This window comes from Mesorhizobium sp. ISC11 (assembly GCF_037162595.1).
Taxonomy (GTDB): Bacteria; Pseudomonadota; Alphaproteobacteria; order Rhizobiales; family Rhizobiaceae; genus Mesorhizobium; species Mesorhizobium ciceri.
Genome location: NZ_JAVSPW010000002.1, coordinates 451,126 through 469,772, shown reverse-complemented (window position 1 = coordinate 469,772; position 18,647 = coordinate 451,126). Strand labels below are relative to the sequence as shown.

Sequence of the window (18,647 nt, the reverse complement as noted above, 5' to 3'; positions counted from 1 at the left end):
GGATGTATATCGCATGTTCGGACCCAAGCAGGGTCAGGCAATTCAAGGAAATCTACGAGTGCGCCACTGTGAAAGCCAAGTACCCTGACAGCCATATTGCCAGCAAAGCTGTCGAAAGACTGATCGACGCGCTGGAAGCCGAGATCCAGAATGCCGGATCCGTTCTGGATATGTGTTTGCTGACGGAGGATGGTCCTCAGGTGGCCACCTCAGCCCGAGCCTTCGCAACGCGTATCTGTGTCGGCACAAGCGCGGCGCGGCCGCCCTGGCTTCGCGTTTCCCGGTAGGCGTCGGGATTTCGTGGCTCAAAAATTTACCGAAAATTAACTTAAGTTAGCGCCCGCTTGTGAATAGCCCATAAGCTACTCACGCTGTTCTGGCTGGGAATGAGGAACAGCGGGTGCACCAGGTTGGACAATTCCAGCCAGGCTCTCAGAACGGGTGGGCATTACTATACTTTCTGAAGAAACTGGCGAGTGAGGGGCTAATTGCCGCCTCAGGGCGGATTTTGTTGGGAAAAGGGTGGGTAAGAGTATGAGTTCCACAGTAGAACTGCATAAATACACTTCGGTAGAGCCGGCAGGAATTCCGTCCGGCGGAAAAGCAACGGTCCATGAACAAGTAGGCAGAGAATGCCTCCTCATCTTGGACGGAAGGGCGCTAGATCGCGAATGTCTGGCATCGGCCTTGGAAGACCACGAACTCGGCATGGCCGTCGAGGCCAAGGGTTCGATAGACGAATGGCGCGTGAAAGAGGGGATGATCCTTGCAGCCATTCTTTTCAACCTGGGCGGCCGGAAAGTCACCGACCATGGCATAGCGGATCAGATCAGGCGCATTTCGTCCGAGTTCAGGTCGGTGCCTGTGGTGATCTTGGCCGACACAGAAGACCTTGCACAGATACTGGCGGCTCTCGAATGTGGCGCACGTGGCTACATTCCGACCTCTGTCGGGATCGACGTCTGTGTCGAGGCGATCAATCTTGCGGTGGCAGGAGGCATTTTCGTTCCTGCAAGTAGTGTCCTGTCCATGCGGCACCTGATAGATTCAGGCAGCCTTGAAACACCTTTGACAGGCATGTTCACGCTCAGACAGGCTGAGGTCGCCCAGGCGCTCCGACGCGGCAAGGCGAACAAGATCATCGCCTATGAGCTGAACCTGAGAGAAAGCACCGTGAAGGTGCACATCCGCAACATCATGAAAAAGCTTAAGGCGACCAACCGGACGGAAGTCGCTTACAAGGTCAACGATCTCTTCGCCGAAGGATCTCTGGCTGTGGAGTGACGAAGCAAATGAGACGCTAACTTTGGTTAAATCGTGCGGACCGTTTTGCTCTCGCGTAGCGTCTGATCTGGGGGATGATTGCTGCACAATTGAGGGACCTCCGTCCCGCTGGACACCCGTGGTGGACGCCCCGCATATAGCCAGCTCCCATATGTCCTGTTCCTAAAGACTAACCATTGCGAGGCGTCCAAAGCACGCCTGCCTCACTGTCCAGCAACCAGCCGGAAGTGACACTTCGTCAATGGCGAGGACCAGGTTGCTGCTCTCTCGTGGAACTGGTCGTGCCGTCCTGGGGGACCAATCCTTGCGACAGCGACCCCGGAGGGCTATCGCTACAATATTTTGACCTTCCTAAGCGTGAAGGCCTCCGCAAAGTGCTCGGGTGCCCGGCATTCCATTCCACGCAACCGCGCAAGCCCGGCGAATGTCTCCCGATCGAACCAGTCCTTTGAGCGCTGTGTCCCGAAGTGCTCGTGAAGGAGTTGGATCTTGCGTTCCAGCACGTGGGCTGCAATCGGCACATACGCATTGGGTTGGCAAAGATCGCCGTCCCATTTCGGAATCTCGTATTCGAGCACAAGGTGATCGCGGAAAACGTTCCAGGTCAGTTGGTTGACCTCCCTATGGTCCTGATGGGCGTCGAACCTGGCATGGGTTAATATCACGTCGGGATGGACCCTTGATCTTACGTCCATCAGCCAATGCTTTATCGATCGGCTGTGAACTGGGAAATAGCCGTCTTCAAAATCCGCAACGTCGATCGTGGACGAATGGGATCCTTCGAGGAAGGCTTCGGCCGAAGCCCTGGCTTCGGCCGACCGCTGGCCGCCGGCGCTTAAGACGCACCAGTAGACGTGAAGTTTGACCTCCGACGCGATCAGACTGAGGATTGTGCCTCCCGCGCCGATCTCAATGTCGTCGGAATGGGCCCCGACGCACAGAATCGAGAGTTCCTCGCCGCCACGCGCGAGACCAAGCCCCTTCATGATGCGGCCAACCCCATACTACGCCTATTCTTCTCGGCGGTGGCTATCATACTCCAGGGCATGTCGCCCTTTTCGACCATGTCTTCGAGTGATTGCCAATCGCGCAGCGTGTCCATTGAACGCCAGAAACCCTCGTGCTTGTACGCCATCAGCATGTTGTCATCGATCAGACGCTTGAACGGCTCGACAACGAGTTCCTCGCCGTCGCGCATGTAGTTGAAAATTTCCGGACGGAATATAAAGTAGCCGCCATTGATCCAGATCTCCGATGTCTCGGCCGCACGAAACTCGCGCACGCGGCCATCTTCCGCGATGTCGGCCAAATGGTAAGTCAGCGGCGCGTGCACTGCCAGAAAGCAGCCGATCTTGCCGCTGGCCTCGAATTTTCCGATCATGTCGTCCAAGTCGACATCGGTCAGGCCGTCGGAATAGTTGGCCAGGAACATCTTCTCGTTCCTGACGTGATCCTGCGCAGCCCACAGGCGCTCTCCAATGCTGCGCCAAATACCGGTATCGAGCAGAGTGATGCTCCAGTCCTTGATTGTGTCGCCGAGGAGCTTGACGTCCTGGCCTCCTCGCGTAACCACGCAATCGGAAAACGTTTGCGGCCGGGTGTTCAAGAAAAAGTCTTTGATCACGTTGGCCTTGTAGCCCAGACACAACACGAACTCGTCATGCCCATAGTCACTATACCATTGCATGACATGGCGCAGGATCGGCTGGTGGCCGAGCGGTATCATCGGCTTTGGGATGCTTTCGGAATAGTCGCGAATGCGGGTCCCGCGACCGCCACAGAAAAGAATGACTTTCATTTCTCGTACTCCGACGGATCGATTACGGTCACGAAAGGAATCGGCACTACGAATTTCGCGTTCCAAGCGGCGACATGGCGCATCTGCTGAATGATCTCGTCCTTCAGATTCCACGGAAGGATGAGGATGTAGTCTGGCTTAGCCTCGTCGATTGCGTCGACGGGCTTGATCGGGATGTGCATTCCAGGTGTATAACGCCCGTGCTTGTACGGGTTGCGGTCCACTGTGAAATCCAGGAAGTCGGTGCCGATGGCGCAGTAGTTCAGCAGCGTGTTTCCCTTGCCAGGCGCGCCGTAACCGCAAATCGTCTTGCCCTCTTCCTTGGCCGAAATCAGGAATGCCAAGAGATCACGCTTCGAGCGCTGCGCCTTGTAGCCGAAAGAGGCGTAGGTCGACATCTCTCCAAGCCCATGCCTGGTTTCGCGCTCGAGCAATTGGGCGATGCTGTCCTTCCTCGGCCAGGCACTGCCTTCGTGGCAGAGATAGACCCGCAGCGACCCACCGTGGGTGGGAAGTTCCTCGACATCGATCAGCCGCAGCCCGTGACGGGCCGCCATCAGGTCGACCGTCAACAGTGAGAAATACGAAAAATGCTCGTGGTAGATGGTGTCGAACTGGTTCTCCGCCATCAGCCGCTCGATGTGTGGGAATTCGAGAGTGACCATGCCCTCCGGTTTGAGCAGGATCGCCACCCCGGCGACGAAGTCGTTGAGGTCTGGCACCTGCGCCAGGACGTTGTTGCCAATGATGAGGTCCGCGCGAAGTCCTTCGCCCACCATTTGATTTGCCAGCCGGACGCCGAAGAAGTCGACCCAGGTGGCCACCCCCTTCTCGATCGCGGCGCGCGCGACATTGGCTGCCGGCTCGACGCCCAACACAGGAACGCCGAGTGGCAGAAAATGCTGCAGCAAGTAACCGTCATTACTTGCGAGTTCCACCGCAAGGCTGTCAGGGCCAAGCCCAAGGCGTCCCGTGATCGTCTCGCAATAAAGTTTCGAATGAGCCACCCAGCTGGTCGAGAACGAAGAGAAGTAGGCGTATTCGCTGAAGATGGTCTCTGGGCTCATATACTCCTTGAGCTGCACCAGATAGCACGTGTCGCAGACAAGCACGTTGAGCGGGTAGTAAGGTTCCATCTGGTCGAGCTGGTCGGGCTGCAGGAACCTCTCGCACGGCGGCGACATGCCAAGATCGACCAGGGTGTGGCGCAGGCGCGACCCGCAGAGCCTGCAGCCGACATTCCGGCTTGCCGCACTATGATCGCGGACGATTTCGACTGCCTGAATGTTCATTCCCCCTGCTCCTGTCTGCTGGTTTGAAAACGGAGACGCGGCGCGCTACGCAGAACCGATGCCTGCCGCGCCTCCGCAGGCAGATGGCCACAGGTTAGGATACAGCCCCCCCTGGTTCGATTTGCCAATCCGTCGGGTGCCTTAATCCTAATAGCGAGCGGGCGGCGGCAATGCCGGCGCGAGGCCCGCCGAACGGGTAAAGCCGTCATCCGGATATACCCCTATCGAAGAGGCCACCTAAGGCTTAGGTAGCCCTTCCAGCGTCGGCTGGCGACGCTGACAATTGCCGCGCCGGTCTTGCTCGGCACGGGGGATCCAAGTGCATGCTGTTTACCGAAACGGAGCTTCAAGGTGTCTGGCTGATCGAGCCTACACTGATGGTTGACGACCGTGGTTTTTTCACCCGTCTTTTCTGCGAAAAGGAGATGGCGGATTGCGGTCTGGCGACCCGATTTGTCCAGCACAGCCGGTCCTGTTCGGTCCAAAAGGGAACTCTCAGGGGGCTACACTACCAAGAGGAGCCTTACGCCGAGGTCAAGCTGGTCTCCTGTGTCCGCGGCGCTATTTTTGATGTCGTCGTGGACCTGCGCCCGAATTCACCGACACGCTACAAGTGGCTTGGCTTCGAGCTGACATCCGAGAACATGAAGCAGGTCTATATCCCCGCCGGATTCGCGCACGGCCTGCAGACCCTTACGGACGGCACCGAGGTCTCTTATCTCATATCGCAGTTCTATGCGCCCCACGCGTCGACGGGCGTCCTCTACAATGACCCGGCCTTTTCGATCCGCTGGCCATTGATGCCGACAGCAATGTCGGAAAGGGACAAGTCCTGGCCCCTTGTCAGACGGCGAACCGGCGCGTCGGCCTCATGAGGCTGCTGCCAAAAGACCATGTTCCGATAACAGTCTGGCGGCGGCGGCGAGTTCCTTGAACGGCAGGTTCGAACGCTCCGCCATGCTCAGAAGCGAATGCTGCCCGTCGGCAAGGTTTAGCACCCAAAGCAGCGACATCGACGTTGCGCCCGACGACTTCTGCCCTCCCAGGGCTGCATAGAGGCCGCGCTTGCCGAGTTGCGGTTCGCCTTTAGGCAAGAGGTTCAACGGCGTCCAGTCCTCTTCGATGATGTCGATTACGTCCGTCAGGATGCGGAAGGAATCCTCGAGATGCTCCGGCCTGATGAAGTCAAGATTGTCGGCCGACGTGTGGTATTCGGGGAATGTGCCGTGGACGCTCCGCTGGAACATGCCGACCGGAAGATCGAAGCCCGGCGAGCAATATTGCCTCTCGTCATAACCGTAAGGGGAGAAATCCAGCATCTTTGCCCCAGCTAGACGCCCGAGCACGTGTGCCATGGCGCGATCGACGAGCGCGTCACCGCGGCGGCTGCGCTTGTATGCCGGGCTTCCTGCGTCACCAACGCATGACAGCACCAGACCATGGTCGATGAGACATGTCCGGTCCTCGTTGCGCGACAGCCACGCGAGCGCGCCGATGGTGCCCGGGGCGAACAGGAAGCGATAGCTGTATCGTGTTTCCCTTGCCTTCAGGCTTCTTGCGAGCGCTGCCAGCAGGGCCAGGCCCGAACAGTTGTCGTTGGCGAGTGAGGGATGGCAAATGTGCGCCGAAAGCAGGAATTCCCGTTCTGTTTGCCCGCGGTGCAGGTATTCTCCGTAGGCGAGGCTGCCGTCTTTGAATTCGGCATCGATCTCCACCCGATAGAGACCGTCGGGCATGTTGGCCACACGGTCATGGGCTGCGCAGAAGCCCCATGTCGGGGTGTAATAGGAAGTGCGGTAGGGAATCACCTTCGGTTGTTCCGGCAGCGTATGGATATGCGGCCTCAATTCTTCGAGCGGCAGTATCCCCTTGAAGGGTAAGCTGTAGTTGACGATGTGCAGGTTGGAGTCAGCGAAATCCACGACCGTTTGTCCGTCCGGGCCTGTGATGCTTGCCGAGCGGATGTTCCATTCCTTGGGAATGGTCCAATCGAAAACCTGCGTCCCGGTCGGCACTTCATGCAGTTCCAAATCGATGTGCCCCGACAAGACGTCCAGCGTTTGTCGCACACCATCTCCGGTGATGCTCCTGCAGATCGGAAACAGACGTTCGGCCAAGGCATAGATTTCATGGCCGAGGCTGACGGACGCTGGCGGCGAGCCGAGTCCGCCGGGATTCACCTGTTCCACACCGCTTATCCCGCCGCTACCTCCAGTCTTTTCGAGGCTTCGGCGACCCGCATCCGACCGTCCAGAAGTCCGTTGGCCAAAAGATACCGGATGTGGCCGATACGCTGGAAGCGCGGCCCCTCGAATTCGTCGAGAGTGACATTCGACTTTCGGTAGGCATGATAGAGCTGCTCGGCCCCTTTGCGCGCATCCCATTGCGGCTTGAAGGCAGGAAGGGCAAGCGCGATCTTGTCGAAGTTAACGCGATAGGAGCGCTTGTCGGGTCCGGCATCGGACGCGAACTCAAGCCGGCAGCCCGGCACGACCTCGGCGACAATCTCGGCGATGTCGCGGATCCTGTAGTTGTGGCCCGTCTGCCCCACATTGAAGGCCTCGTTGTGAATGGTCTCGCGGGGCGCTTCCAGCCCGGCAATGAACGCCCTGGAAATGTCCTCGATATGGACGATCGGCCGCCACGGCGTTCCATCGGATTTCAGCAGGATGACGCCCTTGGTGACCGCCCAGGCCACGAGATTGTTCAGCACGATGTCGAAGCGGAGCCGGGGAGAGAGGCCATAGGCCGTGGCGGGACGGAAATAGGTGGGAGAGAAGCTGCTGTCGGCCAGTTCAGAAATGTCCCGTTCGGAAAGCACCTTGGACCAGCCGTAGGGCGTGACCGGCTTCAGTTCGCCCGTTTCGTCCACCATCCCGTCGCCGGCCTGTCCGTAATTGCTGCATGATGAGGCGAACAGGAAGCGCGACACGCCGGCGTCCTTGGCCGCCTTCGCGAAGCGGACGCTGCCCTTGTGGTTGATTTCGTAAGTGATGTCCGGATCAAGGTCGGACAGCGGATCATTGGAAAGAGCCGCCAGGTGGATGACGGCATCGACCCCTTCGAGGTCGCGCGCATCTACGTCCCTGACGTCTTTTTGGATTGAAGCAATTGAAGCCCGCTGGCCCCCTGCTGTAAAGGTGCAGCGCCGGTAGAGATCGCTGTCATAGCCCGTCACTGAGTGCCCTGCACGCAACAGCATCGGCACCATCACCGAGCCGATATAGCCTTGATGGCCGGTTACCATGACTTTCATCGCGCACCTCTCAAGCCGATAGTGATCGCCAGAAGGCTACTTGGGCTGAAAACAGTGAGGGAGAACGCCAATAGGCGATCAGGATGCCCTGTTGGACGAAGCCTTTGCCGCCAGTGCACCTTTCGGGTGGTCCGAGCCTAATCCTTTCGGAGGATTTTCTTCTGATCACCGTCGCTGATGCTTCCATCGGCCTCGTCATCAGCATTCCCGATCCGAGACTCAATTAGCGCTTGTTGGTTCGATTTCACCCAGGCCCCGCGACCGCGGATGTTTCGCGCATCGCGGCGTGTCCGGTGTTGAACTCCGCCGACGTGGCGATTCCGAAGGCCACGGCCTCACGCGTCATTGAGCCTTGACGCAGTTGATAGGTATAGGTTTCAAGCCCGTTGCCGTCCGCGGACCGGTTCAGAAGCAACAGATATAGAAACCCGACATAGGCGCGGTCTGTCAGGCCGATCGTGGCATATCTGGTTTCGAATTCGTGCGAGCGCATCATTTCCATGATCATGTCGGGGAGTTTGGTCGCTCCGTCTTCAAGTGCCGCCGACCACTGATTGACGCTGGCCGTGTCGCCCTTGCGGCCAAGAATGAGGCAGTAGACGAAACTTGCCTGCCGCGCCGGTAGGGACTGGTCCGCAGCCGCGGCCTCGGGGTCGCAGTCCCGATGGGGCTTGGGTATCGGCAGGGGGCCGCGGGTGAAGTCCCGTACCGTTTTGTAGGCAGGCTTAGGCTCGCCGGTCCGCCATTTGCCATCTGAGAGAGCCACGAGCCTCACCAATCCCATATTGGCTTCGAAGCCGGGGGCCCAGTAGGCCTCATCGAGCAGTTCGTAGATGTGCGCGGCCTCCACCTTATATTTGTCCTTGAGTTCGCTAAGCCGCGTCATCGTCTGCTTGATGCCGTCAGCCTGCTGGCGCTCGCTGCGCTGACTTCCATAAGGATTGTTGAATTCGGTGACCCAGATCGGCTTGCCGTATCTCGAGATTTCACGGAACGCCCATTCCGGGTCATCGCCGTACATGTGCCACACAGAAATATCCCAGGCGATCCCGTCCTGCTTCATCCGCACGAACGCTCCGGTGTGGCCCCAACCGGCGGTGCCCATCGCCTTCCTTATGCTCGGATCGACCTCTGTCATGCCGTCGGACAGGCCCTTCAAGACAGCGCTCACCTTTACCCATCGCGGGCCGTAGTAATCGAGCGGTCCTGTTCCGCCCGCAGGTCCCCATGCACATGGATATTGCGAACCATCGTCGCGTTTCTCACAGAGCTTGATGATGGCATAGTTTTCCATCTCGTTGCCGAGTTCCCAAACACGGATGTCGTTCTTGAACCTGGTAGCAAGGGTGACCGCCAGTTTCCGGGTGCTCACGTAGAGCTCTTCCGGACTATCCTTGTCCAGATCGGCGACCGCAGGCGTGATGACGGGCAGGATCTCGATCCCTCTCGCCTTCCCGGCGTCGACGAGGTTGGAGAGCATATCCGCGTTGTCCAGGCCTGAAACGTTGACGCGGTACGATTTCAGGCCGAGATCCTTGATGAAGTCGAGTTGCCTTTCCACCGGAATGCCCGGATAGGAGACTATTGGATGGCCATTGATGCCCCAGAGGAAATCGGCTGATGCAGGCGCGGCTGTTGCCAGCAGGCAGGCTGCAACGATTGCGAGACGAAACGACACGGCAACAAGCCTCCCTGCCCGATTTCGAGATCCGGGATAGTGGGGACTGCACACACTTCGCGCAATTTGCCCATACGGTTGAGCGCGGGCTCTCGTTACCCCTTTAGACGGTGGTCATGGCACAGCCTATTTGGACTGGCCTCCACCCGACCGCACCTAACCCTTACCAGCCCGCCCAAATGCCTTTGAGACCGTTCGGGTCCGAGAGAAGGATCGTAGTGATGTGACAGCGATGGCTCCACTCCGTCAAAAGTGGAAGGTAGCTACCGCTAATTCGGGGACGGCTGTCGGATTCCAGGGATGCTATGGTACGGCACTAGGCAAATGACATTGGTTGCGGAGCGCGCTGTGGACGGGAGTGCTGCATGTCACTGAGGGTCGGCGACTGGGTAGAGATTCGGTCCAAGGAAGAAATCCTTCTTACGCTCGACAGAAATGGTCGACTTGAGGAGCTTCCTTTCATGCCACAGATGTTTCAATATTGTGGTCACCGCTTTCGTGTTTACAAGCGCGCGCACAAGACATGTGACACGATCAATTTTGCTGGCGGACGCAAGTTATCCGGAGGCATCCATCTTGAAAACCTGAGGTGCGACGGCAACGCGTTTGGAGGTTGTCAGGCAGCGTGCCTGGTCTTCTGGAAAGAGGCATGGCTCAGGCCTGTGGCGTCCTCGGACGAGGCAATCGCGCCGCGAACCAACGCGGCGAATGGAAAAGGTTGCACGGAAAGCGACGTGCTGGCTGGTACGCGCGCCAAGAGCCAGCCACTTTCAGGTGGTCCGAGATACTCATGCCAAGCCACAGAACTTCTGGATGCGACCACCCCACTTTCTTGGTGGGATGCCCGGCAGTATGTGGAAGACTATGCATCGGGAAATGCCAGCAAAAAGCGTCTCCTGGTCGGATTCATCTATGCAGCAGTATTCAGTATCTATCACTACATGGGCCGTCTGCATCTCGGGAGGCTCTCCGTGATTGTCAGCTGGCTGTATGACAAGGTGCAGCACATTTACGGTGGCGTTTCATTCCCACGATATCGGGGATCGATACCTGCCGGCCAGCCGGTTCCAACCATCAAGCTTGATCTCCAACCGGGGGAGCTGATCAGGGTTAAGTCCTATGAAGAAATCCTCAAGACCCTAGACACGGATAATAAGAACCGTGGCCTGTATTTCGACGCTGAGATGGTCCCCTATTGCGACCATACTTTCAGGGTCCGGTCGCGAGTAACAGCGTTTGTCAATGAAAAGACCGGACTTGTCAACCGGCTCAGGGGACCGGCGGTCATCCTGGAAAAAGTCTGGTGCAATTCGAGATATAGCGATTGCCGGATGCAGTGCCCAAGAGCCGTCTATCCCTGGTGGCGAGAAATTTGGCTGGAACGGGTGCCTGGCGAGGCAATCGCTCACATGGGGCATGCTACGGCAGCTCAAACGGAAACAAGCGCGTATGCAGCCAGTGATACATGACCCACAAGGCCCTCAGTGCCAAAGGCGAACCCCGCAACCTTAAAAGGGAAGCCATTCAAAGTGGCGTCGCCAGGATGGTGAGCCAGGGGGTGAACCTGATTCTCAGGGTGGGCTATATTGCCATCCTGGCACGCCTGCTCAGCCCTGACGATTTCGGCCTGGTCGCGATGGTGGTGGCACTCACAGGCATTTTCGACGTCTTCACCACCGCCGGGCTTTCCTCCGCTACCATCCAAAAGCATGAGATTTCGTTTGACCAGGTTTCGGCACTGTTCTGGATCAACATACTGGTAGGGGTCTTTCTCGCGCTGCTCTGCGCCGCGAGTGCCTACACGATATCAGCCTTCTACCATGAGCCGCGTCTACTCAGGATCGCCATCGCGGTCGCTCCAGCTTTCCTGCTTAACGCGGCCGGCGTGCAACATGCCGCTCTGATCGAGCGCGACTTGCGTTATGTCACACTCAGCGCGATCGAAACGGGTGCCCTGTGCGTGGGCATCCTGTCCGGTGTGCTGCTCGCGTTGCGTGGCTACGGCTACTGGGCACTGATCGCCCCGACACTTATCTCGCCGGCAATCAACAGCCTGGGCTGCTGGATCGCCACCGGGTGGATTCCTGGATGGCCTCGACGCGGCGCCAATATTCGCTCGCTCTTGCATTTCGGTGGAATCGTCACGCTGAACAACCTCGTTGTCTATATTGGCTACAATGTGGAGAAAGTCCTTCTCGGGCGGCTCTGGGGCGCTGCGTCGCTCGGATTGTATACCCGGGCCTTCCAGCTGATTGGCATCCCTACGGCGACCATCAACAGCGCCGTCGGTGCGGTACTGTTCTCGGCGTTGTCACGAATGCAGCATGATCCCGCGCGGTTGCGGAACTTCTACCTCAAGGGATATTCGATCGTCATCGCGGTGACGGTTCCCATCACAATGTTCTCGTTCCTGTTCGCACATGAGATCATTACCGTGGTGCTGGGCTCGCAATGGACGGGGGCGGCGACCATCTTCCGGCTGCTCACGCCTACCATCTTGGTGTTCGGGATCATCAACCCTACATATTGGCTGCTCATCTCGACCGGCAAGCAGAAGCGCAGCCTGTATCTGGCTTTCGCCATCGCCCCTCTCGTCATCACTTCCTACTGCGCAGGGATCTCCTTCGGCCCCGAGGGCGTTGCACTGAGCTACTCGACGGCGCTGGTGCTCTGGCTCTATCCACACCTGGTGTGGAGCCTGCACGGAACGCCGGTTTCAGTCGGGGATCTGTTGCGGACGATCATGAGGCCATGGATGGCCGGCATCGTCGCCTCGGTGGGCGCGCTGGCAGTGCAGCGCTATCTCGGCCCGGAGGTTCCTTCGCTTCTGCGGCTCGCGGCTGGCGGGCTGGTTCTGATCAGTATCTATGCATTCGTCTTGCTGTTCGTCTTGGGGCAGCTCAAGCTGTTTCAGGATGTGCTGCTGGGCTTTCGAGGCGAGGCGCGGGCCGGCGCTTGACGCAGCCCGCGACTTCGACCGGCGAAGGCCCGAGAGAGAAGCTATTTGGAGGGCAAATGGCCAGTATAGCAATCGTCCATAGCTATCCGTACGACGCGTTCTTCGGCGGAGACGGCGCCTATATCCAGGCGTTCGGGCGATATCTCCTGAAGTCCGGCCACGAGGTACACGGGTATGTATCCAACATAGCGCGCGGCCGAAGGAGTCCAGTCTGTAGGAGCGTATATGAAATAGAGCAGTTTTCTTCGTGGCAGGTTCGTCGAAGTATCAGATTGGGCCAGAGAACATTTCTATCCACGGAGTTGCTTCGGTCCGGGCATCTGGCCGGATCGTTCCTTGGACGGAAGACCGCACCTGTTTCCCCAACGACGGACCAGAACTTTTCCAAGGGAGAGACTCAGTGGGTGCTTGACCGTATCGAGGCTGGACGGCCGGACGCCGTCATACTGTTCCACGATGCCGTGCATTTCGCTCCTTGCCTCTCCCGCAACGGTCACAGGGTTTTCTCACTTGTTGGCCATCTTCAGCACCGCAACGGGGCAGCGCGCTGGGAGGCCGGCGCAACCCCCGGCCCGGACAAGAATTGGACTGAGGAAAAGAGATTGTCAAACTCGCTGAAGGCGGCAGAGTGTGTCGGTTTCAACAGCAAGGATGACGCCTCCTACGCCCGCAACCATCTCGGGGTGACACGCGTGATCTCTCTTGGCATGGGCTTCGACAATCACGAAAAGCAACCCGACAGCAATGAGCCCATCGTTCTCTTCGTCGGGAATGCCACAGAGCCAAATCGTGCCGCACTGTCGTGGTTCCTGAAGGAGGTCTGGCCAACTGTTCGAACCTCATGCCCCACGGCAAGGGTTCGCATCGTCGGAACCGCCGCCTTCACATGTGAGGTTACGCCGGCGGCCGGCCTGGAGTGTGTGGGAGCGCTCCCGGACCTCGCTCCCGAATATAGGCGCGCCCAGCTTGTCGTGGCCCCGCTCGTTTCCGGCAGCGCCGGCGTCAAGATAAAGGTGGCCGAGGCCATGTCTTACGGCCGCCCCCTCGTGACGACCTCGATAGGTGTGGACGCAGGTGACCCCCACCAACTTGATGAGGGAGCGATCGTGGCCAATGGTGGTGCAGACTTTGCACAGGCGGTCATCGCGCTGTTAAGCAATGCGGAACTTCGGCGTCAGAAATCCGAGGGTACCGCGCATGTATTCGCCAGCCTCTTTTCCTGCGATGTGTGCTATGGCCCGTTCCTGTCTTGGCTCCGCAAGGCAGGCCAGGTGGCTGATAGCAGCTTGTCATCACAAATGGTGTAGGGAGGCGGGCGCCTCTCTAAAGTGGCACTCGACAGGATTTGATCAGCACTATGCTGTATCCGCATGCTCCACTTGGCGGGTGGACGAGCCCGACCGACCGGAAATCACTGCCAAGGCCCGTCTGACGGCTCCCTTCGTTCGATAAAGATGGCCCAGCGGCGGAAATACCCTCAATATCGGAGACAGCGAAAAGCTATATCTAAGCAATTCGAGGCCACAAGCGGTCCTTCCTCGGACAATATGAGAGACTGCCGACCAATAAGCGGCATCGGCAACCCGGCGCATTGCCATGCGACGAAGCCCCGATGCCGCCGGCATGGCAGCGCCTTCGCACGAGAAGAAGCTGGCGAATACCGCCTCTCGTTCTTTCAATTGCGTTAATTTGTCCGAAAAGTGGACCACCGTTATTTGTGCTGCATGCACGCGTCGGATACCGAGCGCGCCCTCGAATTCCACGATTGAACCCAACCGCGCGAGGCGAAGCACCATCTCCAAATCGGGCGCGTGAGCGAGTGACGCACGGTAGTGACCCACCGCCTTTTGCGCAGTCATCCTGACCAGCACCGCTCCCAAGGCCAGGGACACTCCCAGATGGCCCAGATGACGACAACAGTCTTCAATGAACCGGGCACCCGCCGTTACGCGCCATCCATCTGGTTGACTTGGTTCGGCAAAATCCTTCCCCTCGATCATGCTGAGATCAGACCCTATGGCGAAAGCAGCCCCAGGATTGCTTTCGAGGACATCAACGGCGCGTTGGAGCGAGCCGTCTGTCAGGAGATCGTCGGCGCACAAAAGGATGAAGTAGTCTCCTCGCGCAAGCTCGACGCCTTCGTTGAAGGACGCAATTGGCCCTACATTCCTGGCGTGGCACACGACTTCAACCCGGCTGTCTTGGGCGGCAAGTCGGCGTGCCACTTCCACGCTGTCGTCTGTTGACGCGTTATCGATAACAACAATCCGGAGATCGTCGATGCCTTGCGAAAGCACACTGCGTATACATTGCGCGAGGAACCGATCAGCGTTGTAGCAGGGTATGACTACATTGATGCTGGGCATCAGCACAGGCTCCCCTTACCTGATTGGTCGCCTTGGTTATCGGAGCGACCTGATGTGGGCCAGCACAGGCACCACGCCACGATCGAGGACAAAGACTTGGTTTCCGGGCCCATCCTCCAACAAATCGGCTGGAAGGTCATGCCGTCTAAAAGGCTAGGGGATGACAATCGACCAAAGGCGTAGGGGCAGGTGCAACCTCATCGCCAGCCTCTCCGTCTCATTCAGCTGTCTGTGAAGCGGCCGGAGAGATATCGGGTCAGCGGCACTTCAGCAAAAAGATAAACCAGCACCGAAACGCAGGTGACGGCCATGGGCGTCACGAACAACAGCACCGAGGCGAGCCGCGCCGAATCTCCGCTTTCGGCAACGAGCTTCTCGGATACGATAGCCACGAACCAGTGGGTCAAGTAGATCGCATAAGTGCATTTGGCGAGAAAGTTCAAGAGCTTGGAGTCGCTGAAGACACCGAGCTGCTCCAGAGCGACAACCCCCAGCAACAGGACCGACATCGGCATGCCGAGCGCGAGGAGACGGGGCAGCGCCGGCCAACAGAAAGGACGCAAGACTGCTGCTAAGGCTCCGAAGGCGACTGCCGCCGCCGCGAGGGTAACGGCCCCGCCCCACGGCAGTTTGAAAGGGAACAGCCCGGAGTTGGAAAGCTTGAAGATGACGATGCCGAAAGCGAAATCGATCAGGATCGGATTGGTGTAAAATACGAAAATGGGGTTCTCAATGCTTGATGTCTCGCCCGCGACCGCAAGAAGAACCGCGAAGGCGGCGGAATAGAGGATCCCATATTTCACGCTGACGAGTTGGAAAGCTGCGATGATCAGGCTGAATTCGACGATTACCAGCAAGGTCCACGTCGGATACAAGATGGGGTAGGGTCCGAAGGGGACGAAGGCGAGCGACATGAAAAGCTCGGACAAGGTCCTCTGATGGCTTTTCATCGCGTAGTTCTCGACAAGAAATGCGAGAATCGTGACGCCCCAATACAAGGGCACGATTCGAATGAGCCTCGTTCGCAAATAGGCGCCGGCCGACCTGCCATTGTTCCCAAGCACATGCGCGGTAAGAAAACCGGCCAGAACCATGAACAGATCCGTCCCGAAACGGAAAATGTCCAAGACACCCGGCTCAATATGGGCGGCGCTCACCACTCCGGACATGTGGATGTAGCCGATGGCGTAGGCGGATATGAGCCTCAAAAGCTGAGGATTGTGCCAGAACCTCCTTGCCCCAGCAGTCCGGGCGGCCGGATGGTATTCCGCGTTCACCCGGGTTATCAGTCCGAAGCTGACCGTGCCTATTGTTGAGAAGATCGCCCCACCCCAGGGACCCCAGCATCCCCTTGAGGCATATGGTCCAATGCATCGGCGATCAGCCCTCAACCGTTCTGTTACGAGGTCGGCCTCGCGGTGGCCTGTCCGTTCTTCTGCACGATCTTCATCGTTTGCGCCCATTGACGCGATCCTCAATCTGGTAGCACCCCCCGCTGCCGCTATCTATCAGTTGGACATTTCACGCGCTCGGAACGCGCCCGAGTTGGGCGACAGCCGCTTGTAGGCGGACCGTGCGTTCCGCAGGATCCATTGCGGCGCAAGGAGCGTCGGCACTGCGCGGGTCCAATAGTGCGGCATTCCATGGTAACGGCCGTACAGGTACCTGATCGCTGCGCTCACCGCGATGGTCCGTCCCGCCGCAGTTTTAGCGTTGTTCAACCGCGCCATCACGTGCGTATCAAATATCCGGCGGCGAAACGCTTCGCACACAGCGGGTGTGTCCGCGAACAACGCGAAAGCAATCTGATCATAGGCGGCAACGTCGATCTTCAGGCGATCCAGCCATCCGAACTTGATATTGAACTGGTCGTTGCCCGACCGATAGCCGACACAAGGTTCTTGGACCACGCCCCATTTTCCAAACCGTTCGACAACACGGCCGATGATATAAACTTGGACGTAGTAATTCTTGAATTCCGAGACATTAGGCTCGGATGCGATCTCATTCCATTTGGCACGGTCTATCACCAGGGCGGACATGAAGCCCAGCAGATCACCCATCGTCGCGAACAGCGTACCGGCATCGGCGATCAGTTGTGTAGGCGGGATCCGACGGATGCCGGTCCGGCGCGTCATCGTCACGTCATAGTCGATCACGCCTAGCGTTAGACCGGTTACGCCGGGCCAACGCCGGATCGCTTCCAGCACCCGTGCTAGCCCGCCCGGTTCCAGATGGTCGTCGTCGCCCATCAGCCAGATGTAATCGCCCTTCGCCGCCTCCACGACCGCCAGGAAATTGCCGTCCACTCCCAAGTTCTTCGGCTGGGAAAGCAAGGTGTAGTGCTTGATGCGACCCTTATAGCCTTCGGCCACGGCGACCGTATTGTCCGGTGAAGCATCATCGCTGACCACGACCTCGATCGCGTCCTCCAAAGCTTGGGCGATGATGCTGTCTAACAATTCCGCCAGCATGGACGAGCGGTTGTAAGTCGGGATGCAGATCGAAATGGTCGGCACGGGTTTCGGTCTGCGGCCAGGATCGGTGGTTACACGGCGAGGCCGGCGCGCGCGATGAGCGGCTGCCACCAATGCTCGCAAGTCGTTCTCGTCCATCGTGCTCTCCTGGAGGTCAATCCGAAGACTGGCCGCCGGTCAATCGCCGAACTCCCCGAAATCGGCGTCGACCTGAATCATGAGTTCGAGGTATTTCCACGCTATCCACCGCCAGGAATAACTGCTCGCCCTGGCGTTCCCCTTGGTAACCAAACGCTGCCGCAAGTCTGGGGCTAGCATCAACAGGCGGATGGCTTCGGCCCATGACTGGACGTCGTCGGGATCGGCATAAAGGGCCGAATCCCCGCAGATTTCGGGAAGACATGGCGAGGTCGAGGCCACGACCGGGCAGCCCGAAGCCATCGCCTCGACCGCCGGCAGCCCGAAGCCCTCGATCCGTGACGGGAACAGGAAGCACAGGGCGCCTTCGAGCGCCTTCTTGAAGTCGTCGTCCCCTATGCGGCCAGGAAGGACGATGTTTCCGGGCATTTGCGGGATGTACCTCAGGAGCGTGGCCTCGTCGACATCGCCTGGCATCCACAGGTCAAGACCCATCGCGTCGAGGTGTGGGGCCAGCCTGGCGAGAAGCCCCATGTTCTTATATTCCTGGTCCCGCCTCCCCAAGCAGAGGACATACGGCCTGCTCCGGTCGACGGCCAGAGTTGATCTCGCCGCATCCCACCGGTTCGCATGGTCGCTGCCGTTGTAGGTGACGACGATGTTTTCTTCTGGCGCGATTCCGAACTTGATCAGATGGCTGCGTGAGAGTTGCGAGACGGTCGTGATGCGGGCGGCCTGCCTGCCAAGTGCCGGCAGGATCAAGCGGTGCGCCCAGCGGAATCCTCGCGCGTAGCTCGACGGCATGAGCCTTGTGTGCATGTCATGGATACACGCGATCTGGCGCCTCAGCGCGACGGGAGCGAGATTGCAGAAGCTCAGCAATCCTCCAGGCACATGCCAGGGCAACTGCGCCTGCACCCAAAATTGCGGCAGTCGCGGCCTGCTGAATTCAGGAACGACCCGGACGGGGATGGCATCGAGGCGCAAAGGTTCCGAAAGCGGACGCGGCACCACGAGATCAATCTCCAGGTCGCGACCGAGCGGATGCCCTTCTGAAATGAGGGCGTCGAGAGCCAAGGTGACCTCGCGGGCGTAACGGGCCACACCGGTTGGCCGAAGCGTCGTGAAGTCTCCATTTATCGTCCAGCGCCGTCTCGGCGCTTCCCGGTCCGCGCACACCGCAGCGGGATGGCCGATCAGGAAGTCGGCGCCGGCGACAGCGGATCTGGCCAAGGGCGTGTCGGCACGGTGTCTGTTCGCCGGCCAGGCCGATCTTGGTTGCGGCGACTCCCTCGTATCGAACCCGAGCTTGGCCATGTCCAGCTTCCCCGACCTTCCGGCACCCTAGGCAGACTAGCATTCCCAGGAACACCAAGGCCCTTAAACGTTCGAGGTAGGT

At 58.8% G+C, this 18,647-nt stretch carries 15 protein-coding genes; 5 read left to right on the top strand and 10 right to left on the bottom strand.

Features of this window, described 5'->3' with window-relative positions; all coding sequences use genetic code 11:
• The first annotated feature begins 534 nt into the window (after positions 1-534).
• Entirely contained in the window at positions 535-1,284 is a 750-nt protein-coding gene (locus RPF88_RS33235) for a response regulator transcription factor (RefSeq protein ID WP_024505400.1), read from the top strand.
• A 332-nt stretch (positions 1,285-1,616) separates the two neighbouring features.
• Here RPF88_RS33235 and RPF88_RS33230 read toward each other — a convergent pair whose 3' ends face one another.
• The 3 genes from RPF88_RS33230 to RPF88_RS33220 are packed head-to-tail and all read right to left on the bottom strand — an operon-like array spanning position 1,617 to position 4,374.
• Entirely contained in the window at positions 1,617-2,270 is a 654-nt protein-coding gene (locus RPF88_RS33230; RefSeq protein WP_024505401.1) for a PIG-L deacetylase family protein, read from the bottom strand.
• A complete protein-coding gene (locus RPF88_RS33225) occupies positions 2,267-3,082 on the bottom strand; it encodes a sugar phosphate nucleotidyltransferase (RefSeq protein WP_027163611.1) in 816 nt (271 codons plus the stop codon). The genes RPF88_RS33230 and RPF88_RS33225 overlap by 4 nt, the downstream gene beginning before the upstream one ends.
• Positions 3,079-4,374 (bottom strand): class I SAM-dependent methyltransferase, encoded by a 1,296-nt coding sequence (locus tag RPF88_RS33220; RefSeq protein ID WP_337123987.1) that lies wholly within the window; start codon positions 4,372-4,374, stop codon positions 3,079-3,081. The genes RPF88_RS33225 and RPF88_RS33220 overlap by 4 nt, the downstream gene beginning before the upstream one ends.
• Before the next feature lie 323 nt (positions 4,375-4,697).
• Here RPF88_RS33220 and rfbC point away from each other — a divergent pair, with 323 nt between their 5' ends.
• A complete protein-coding gene (gene rfbC, locus RPF88_RS33215) occupies positions 4,698-5,249 on the top strand; it encodes a dTDP-4-dehydrorhamnose 3,5-epimerase (RefSeq protein WP_024505404.1) in 552 nt (183 codons plus the stop codon).
• Here rfbC and RPF88_RS33210 read toward each other — a convergent pair.
• From RPF88_RS33210 to RPF88_RS33200, 3 genes are all read right to left on the bottom strand, one after another.
• Positions 5,244-6,563, bottom strand: coding sequence for a DUF4910 domain-containing protein (locus RPF88_RS33210; protein ID WP_442921313.1), 1,320 nt, complete (start codon positions 6,561-6,563; stop codon positions 5,244-5,246). The two genes, rfbC and RPF88_RS33210, sit on opposite strands and share 6 nt — an antisense overlap.
• A gap of 5 nt (positions 6,564-6,568) precedes the next feature.
• Entirely contained in the window at positions 6,569-7,630 is a 1,062-nt protein-coding gene (locus tag RPF88_RS33205) for an NAD-dependent epimerase/dehydratase family protein (RefSeq protein ID WP_063170847.1), read from the bottom strand.
• Positions 7,631-7,874: 244 nt separating this feature from the next.
• Positions 7,875-9,308 (bottom strand): DUF4214 domain-containing protein, encoded by a 1,434-nt coding sequence (locus RPF88_RS33200; RefSeq protein WP_442921312.1) that lies wholly within the window; start codon positions 9,306-9,308, stop codon positions 7,875-7,877.
• A gap of 365 nt (positions 9,309-9,673) precedes the next feature.
• Between RPF88_RS33200 and RPF88_RS33195 the strand changes: the two genes are divergently transcribed.
• The 3 genes from RPF88_RS33195 to RPF88_RS33185 are packed head-to-tail and all read left to right on the top strand — an operon-like array spanning position 9,674 to position 13,574.
• Complete coding sequence (locus tag RPF88_RS33195; protein ID WP_337123985.1) at positions 9,674-10,777, top strand: hypothetical protein; 1,104 nt, start codon at positions 9,674-9,676, stop codon at positions 10,775-10,777.
• Positions 10,774-12,267 carry a lipopolysaccharide biosynthesis protein gene (locus RPF88_RS33190; RefSeq protein WP_024505409.1) on the top strand — a complete coding sequence of 498 codons (1,494 nt, stop codon included), beginning with the start codon at positions 10,774-10,776 and terminating at the stop codon, positions 12,265-12,267. Before RPF88_RS33195 ends, RPF88_RS33190 begins: the two co-directional genes overlap by 4 nt.
• A gap of 56 nt (positions 12,268-12,323) precedes the next feature.
• Positions 12,324-13,574 carry a glycosyltransferase gene (locus tag RPF88_RS33185; protein ID WP_337123984.1) on the top strand — a complete coding sequence of 417 codons (1,251 nt, stop codon included), beginning with the start codon at positions 12,324-12,326 and terminating at the stop codon, positions 13,572-13,574.
• 48 nt (positions 13,575-13,622) lie between these two features.
• Here the strand turns inward: RPF88_RS33185 and RPF88_RS33180 are convergent, their stop codons facing one another.
• The 4 genes from RPF88_RS33180 to RPF88_RS33165 all read right to left on the bottom strand — a co-directional run bounded on the left by RPF88_RS33180 (position 13,623) and on the right by RPF88_RS33165 (position 18,565).
• On the bottom strand, positions 13,623-14,633 hold the full coding sequence (locus RPF88_RS33180; RefSeq protein ID WP_337123983.1) for a glycosyltransferase family 2 protein: 1,011 nt from the start codon (positions 14,631-14,633) through the stop codon (positions 13,623-13,625).
• A gap of 221 nt (positions 14,634-14,854) precedes the next feature.
• The gene (locus tag RPF88_RS33175; protein ID WP_337123982.1) at positions 14,855-15,910 is read right to left on the bottom strand and encodes an acyltransferase family protein; all 1,056 of its coding nucleotides are present in this window, start codon (positions 15,908-15,910) and stop codon (positions 14,855-14,857) included.
• 231 nt (positions 15,911-16,141) lie between these two features.
• On the bottom strand, positions 16,142-17,248 hold the full coding sequence (locus tag RPF88_RS33170) for a glycosyltransferase family 2 protein (RefSeq protein WP_337123981.1): 1,107 nt from the start codon (positions 17,246-17,248) through the stop codon (positions 16,142-16,144).
• A 39-nt stretch (positions 17,249-17,287) separates the two neighbouring features.
• Positions 17,288-18,565 (bottom strand): glycosyltransferase family 4 protein, encoded by a 1,278-nt coding sequence (locus RPF88_RS33165; protein ID WP_024505414.1) that lies wholly within the window; start codon positions 18,563-18,565, stop codon positions 17,288-17,290.
• Positions 18,566-18,647 lie beyond the last annotated feature (82 nt).

Bases quoted from the DNA above. Each gene is read 5' to 3' on its own strand.
- RPF88_RS33235 (WP_024505400.1), top strand. From the start codon at position 535: ATGAGTTCCACAGTAGAACTGCATAAATACACTTCGGTAGAGCCGGCA.
- RPF88_RS33230 (WP_024505401.1), bottom strand. From the start codon at position 2,270: ATGAAGGGGCTTGGTCTCGCGCGTGGCGGCGAGGAACTCTCGATTCTG.
- RPF88_RS33225 (WP_027163611.1), bottom strand. From the start codon at position 3,082: ATGAAAGTCATTCTTTTCTGTGGCGGTCGCGGGACCCGCATTCGCGAC.
- RPF88_RS33220 (WP_337123987.1), bottom strand. From the start codon at position 4,374: ATGAACATTCAGGCAGTCGAAATCGTCCGCGATCATAGTGCGGCAAGC.
- rfbC (WP_024505404.1), top strand. From the start codon at position 4,698: ATGCTGTTTACCGAAACGGAGCTTCAAGGTGTCTGGCTGATCGAGCCT.
- RPF88_RS33205 (WP_063170847.1), bottom strand. From the start codon at position 7,630: ATGAAAGTCATGGTAACCGGCCATCAAGGCTATATCGGCTCGGTGATG.
- RPF88_RS33195 (WP_337123985.1), top strand. From the start codon at position 9,674: ATGTCACTGAGGGTCGGCGACTGGGTAGAGATTCGGTCCAAGGAAGAA.
- RPF88_RS33190 (WP_024505409.1), top strand. From the start codon at position 10,774: ATGACCCACAAGGCCCTCAGTGCCAAAGGCGAACCCCGCAACCTTAAA.
- RPF88_RS33185 (WP_337123984.1), top strand. From the start codon at position 12,324: ATGGCCAGTATAGCAATCGTCCATAGCTATCCGTACGACGCGTTCTTC.
- RPF88_RS33180 (WP_337123983.1), bottom strand. From the start codon at position 14,633: ATGCCCAGCATCAATGTAGTCATACCCTGCTACAACGCTGATCGGTTC.
- RPF88_RS33170 (WP_337123981.1), bottom strand. From the start codon at position 17,248: ATGGACGAGAACGACTTGCGAGCATTGGTGGCAGCCGCTCATCGCGCG.
- RPF88_RS33165 (WP_024505414.1), bottom strand. From the start codon at position 18,565: ATGGCCAAGCTCGGGTTCGATACGAGGGAGTCGCCGCAACCAAGATCG.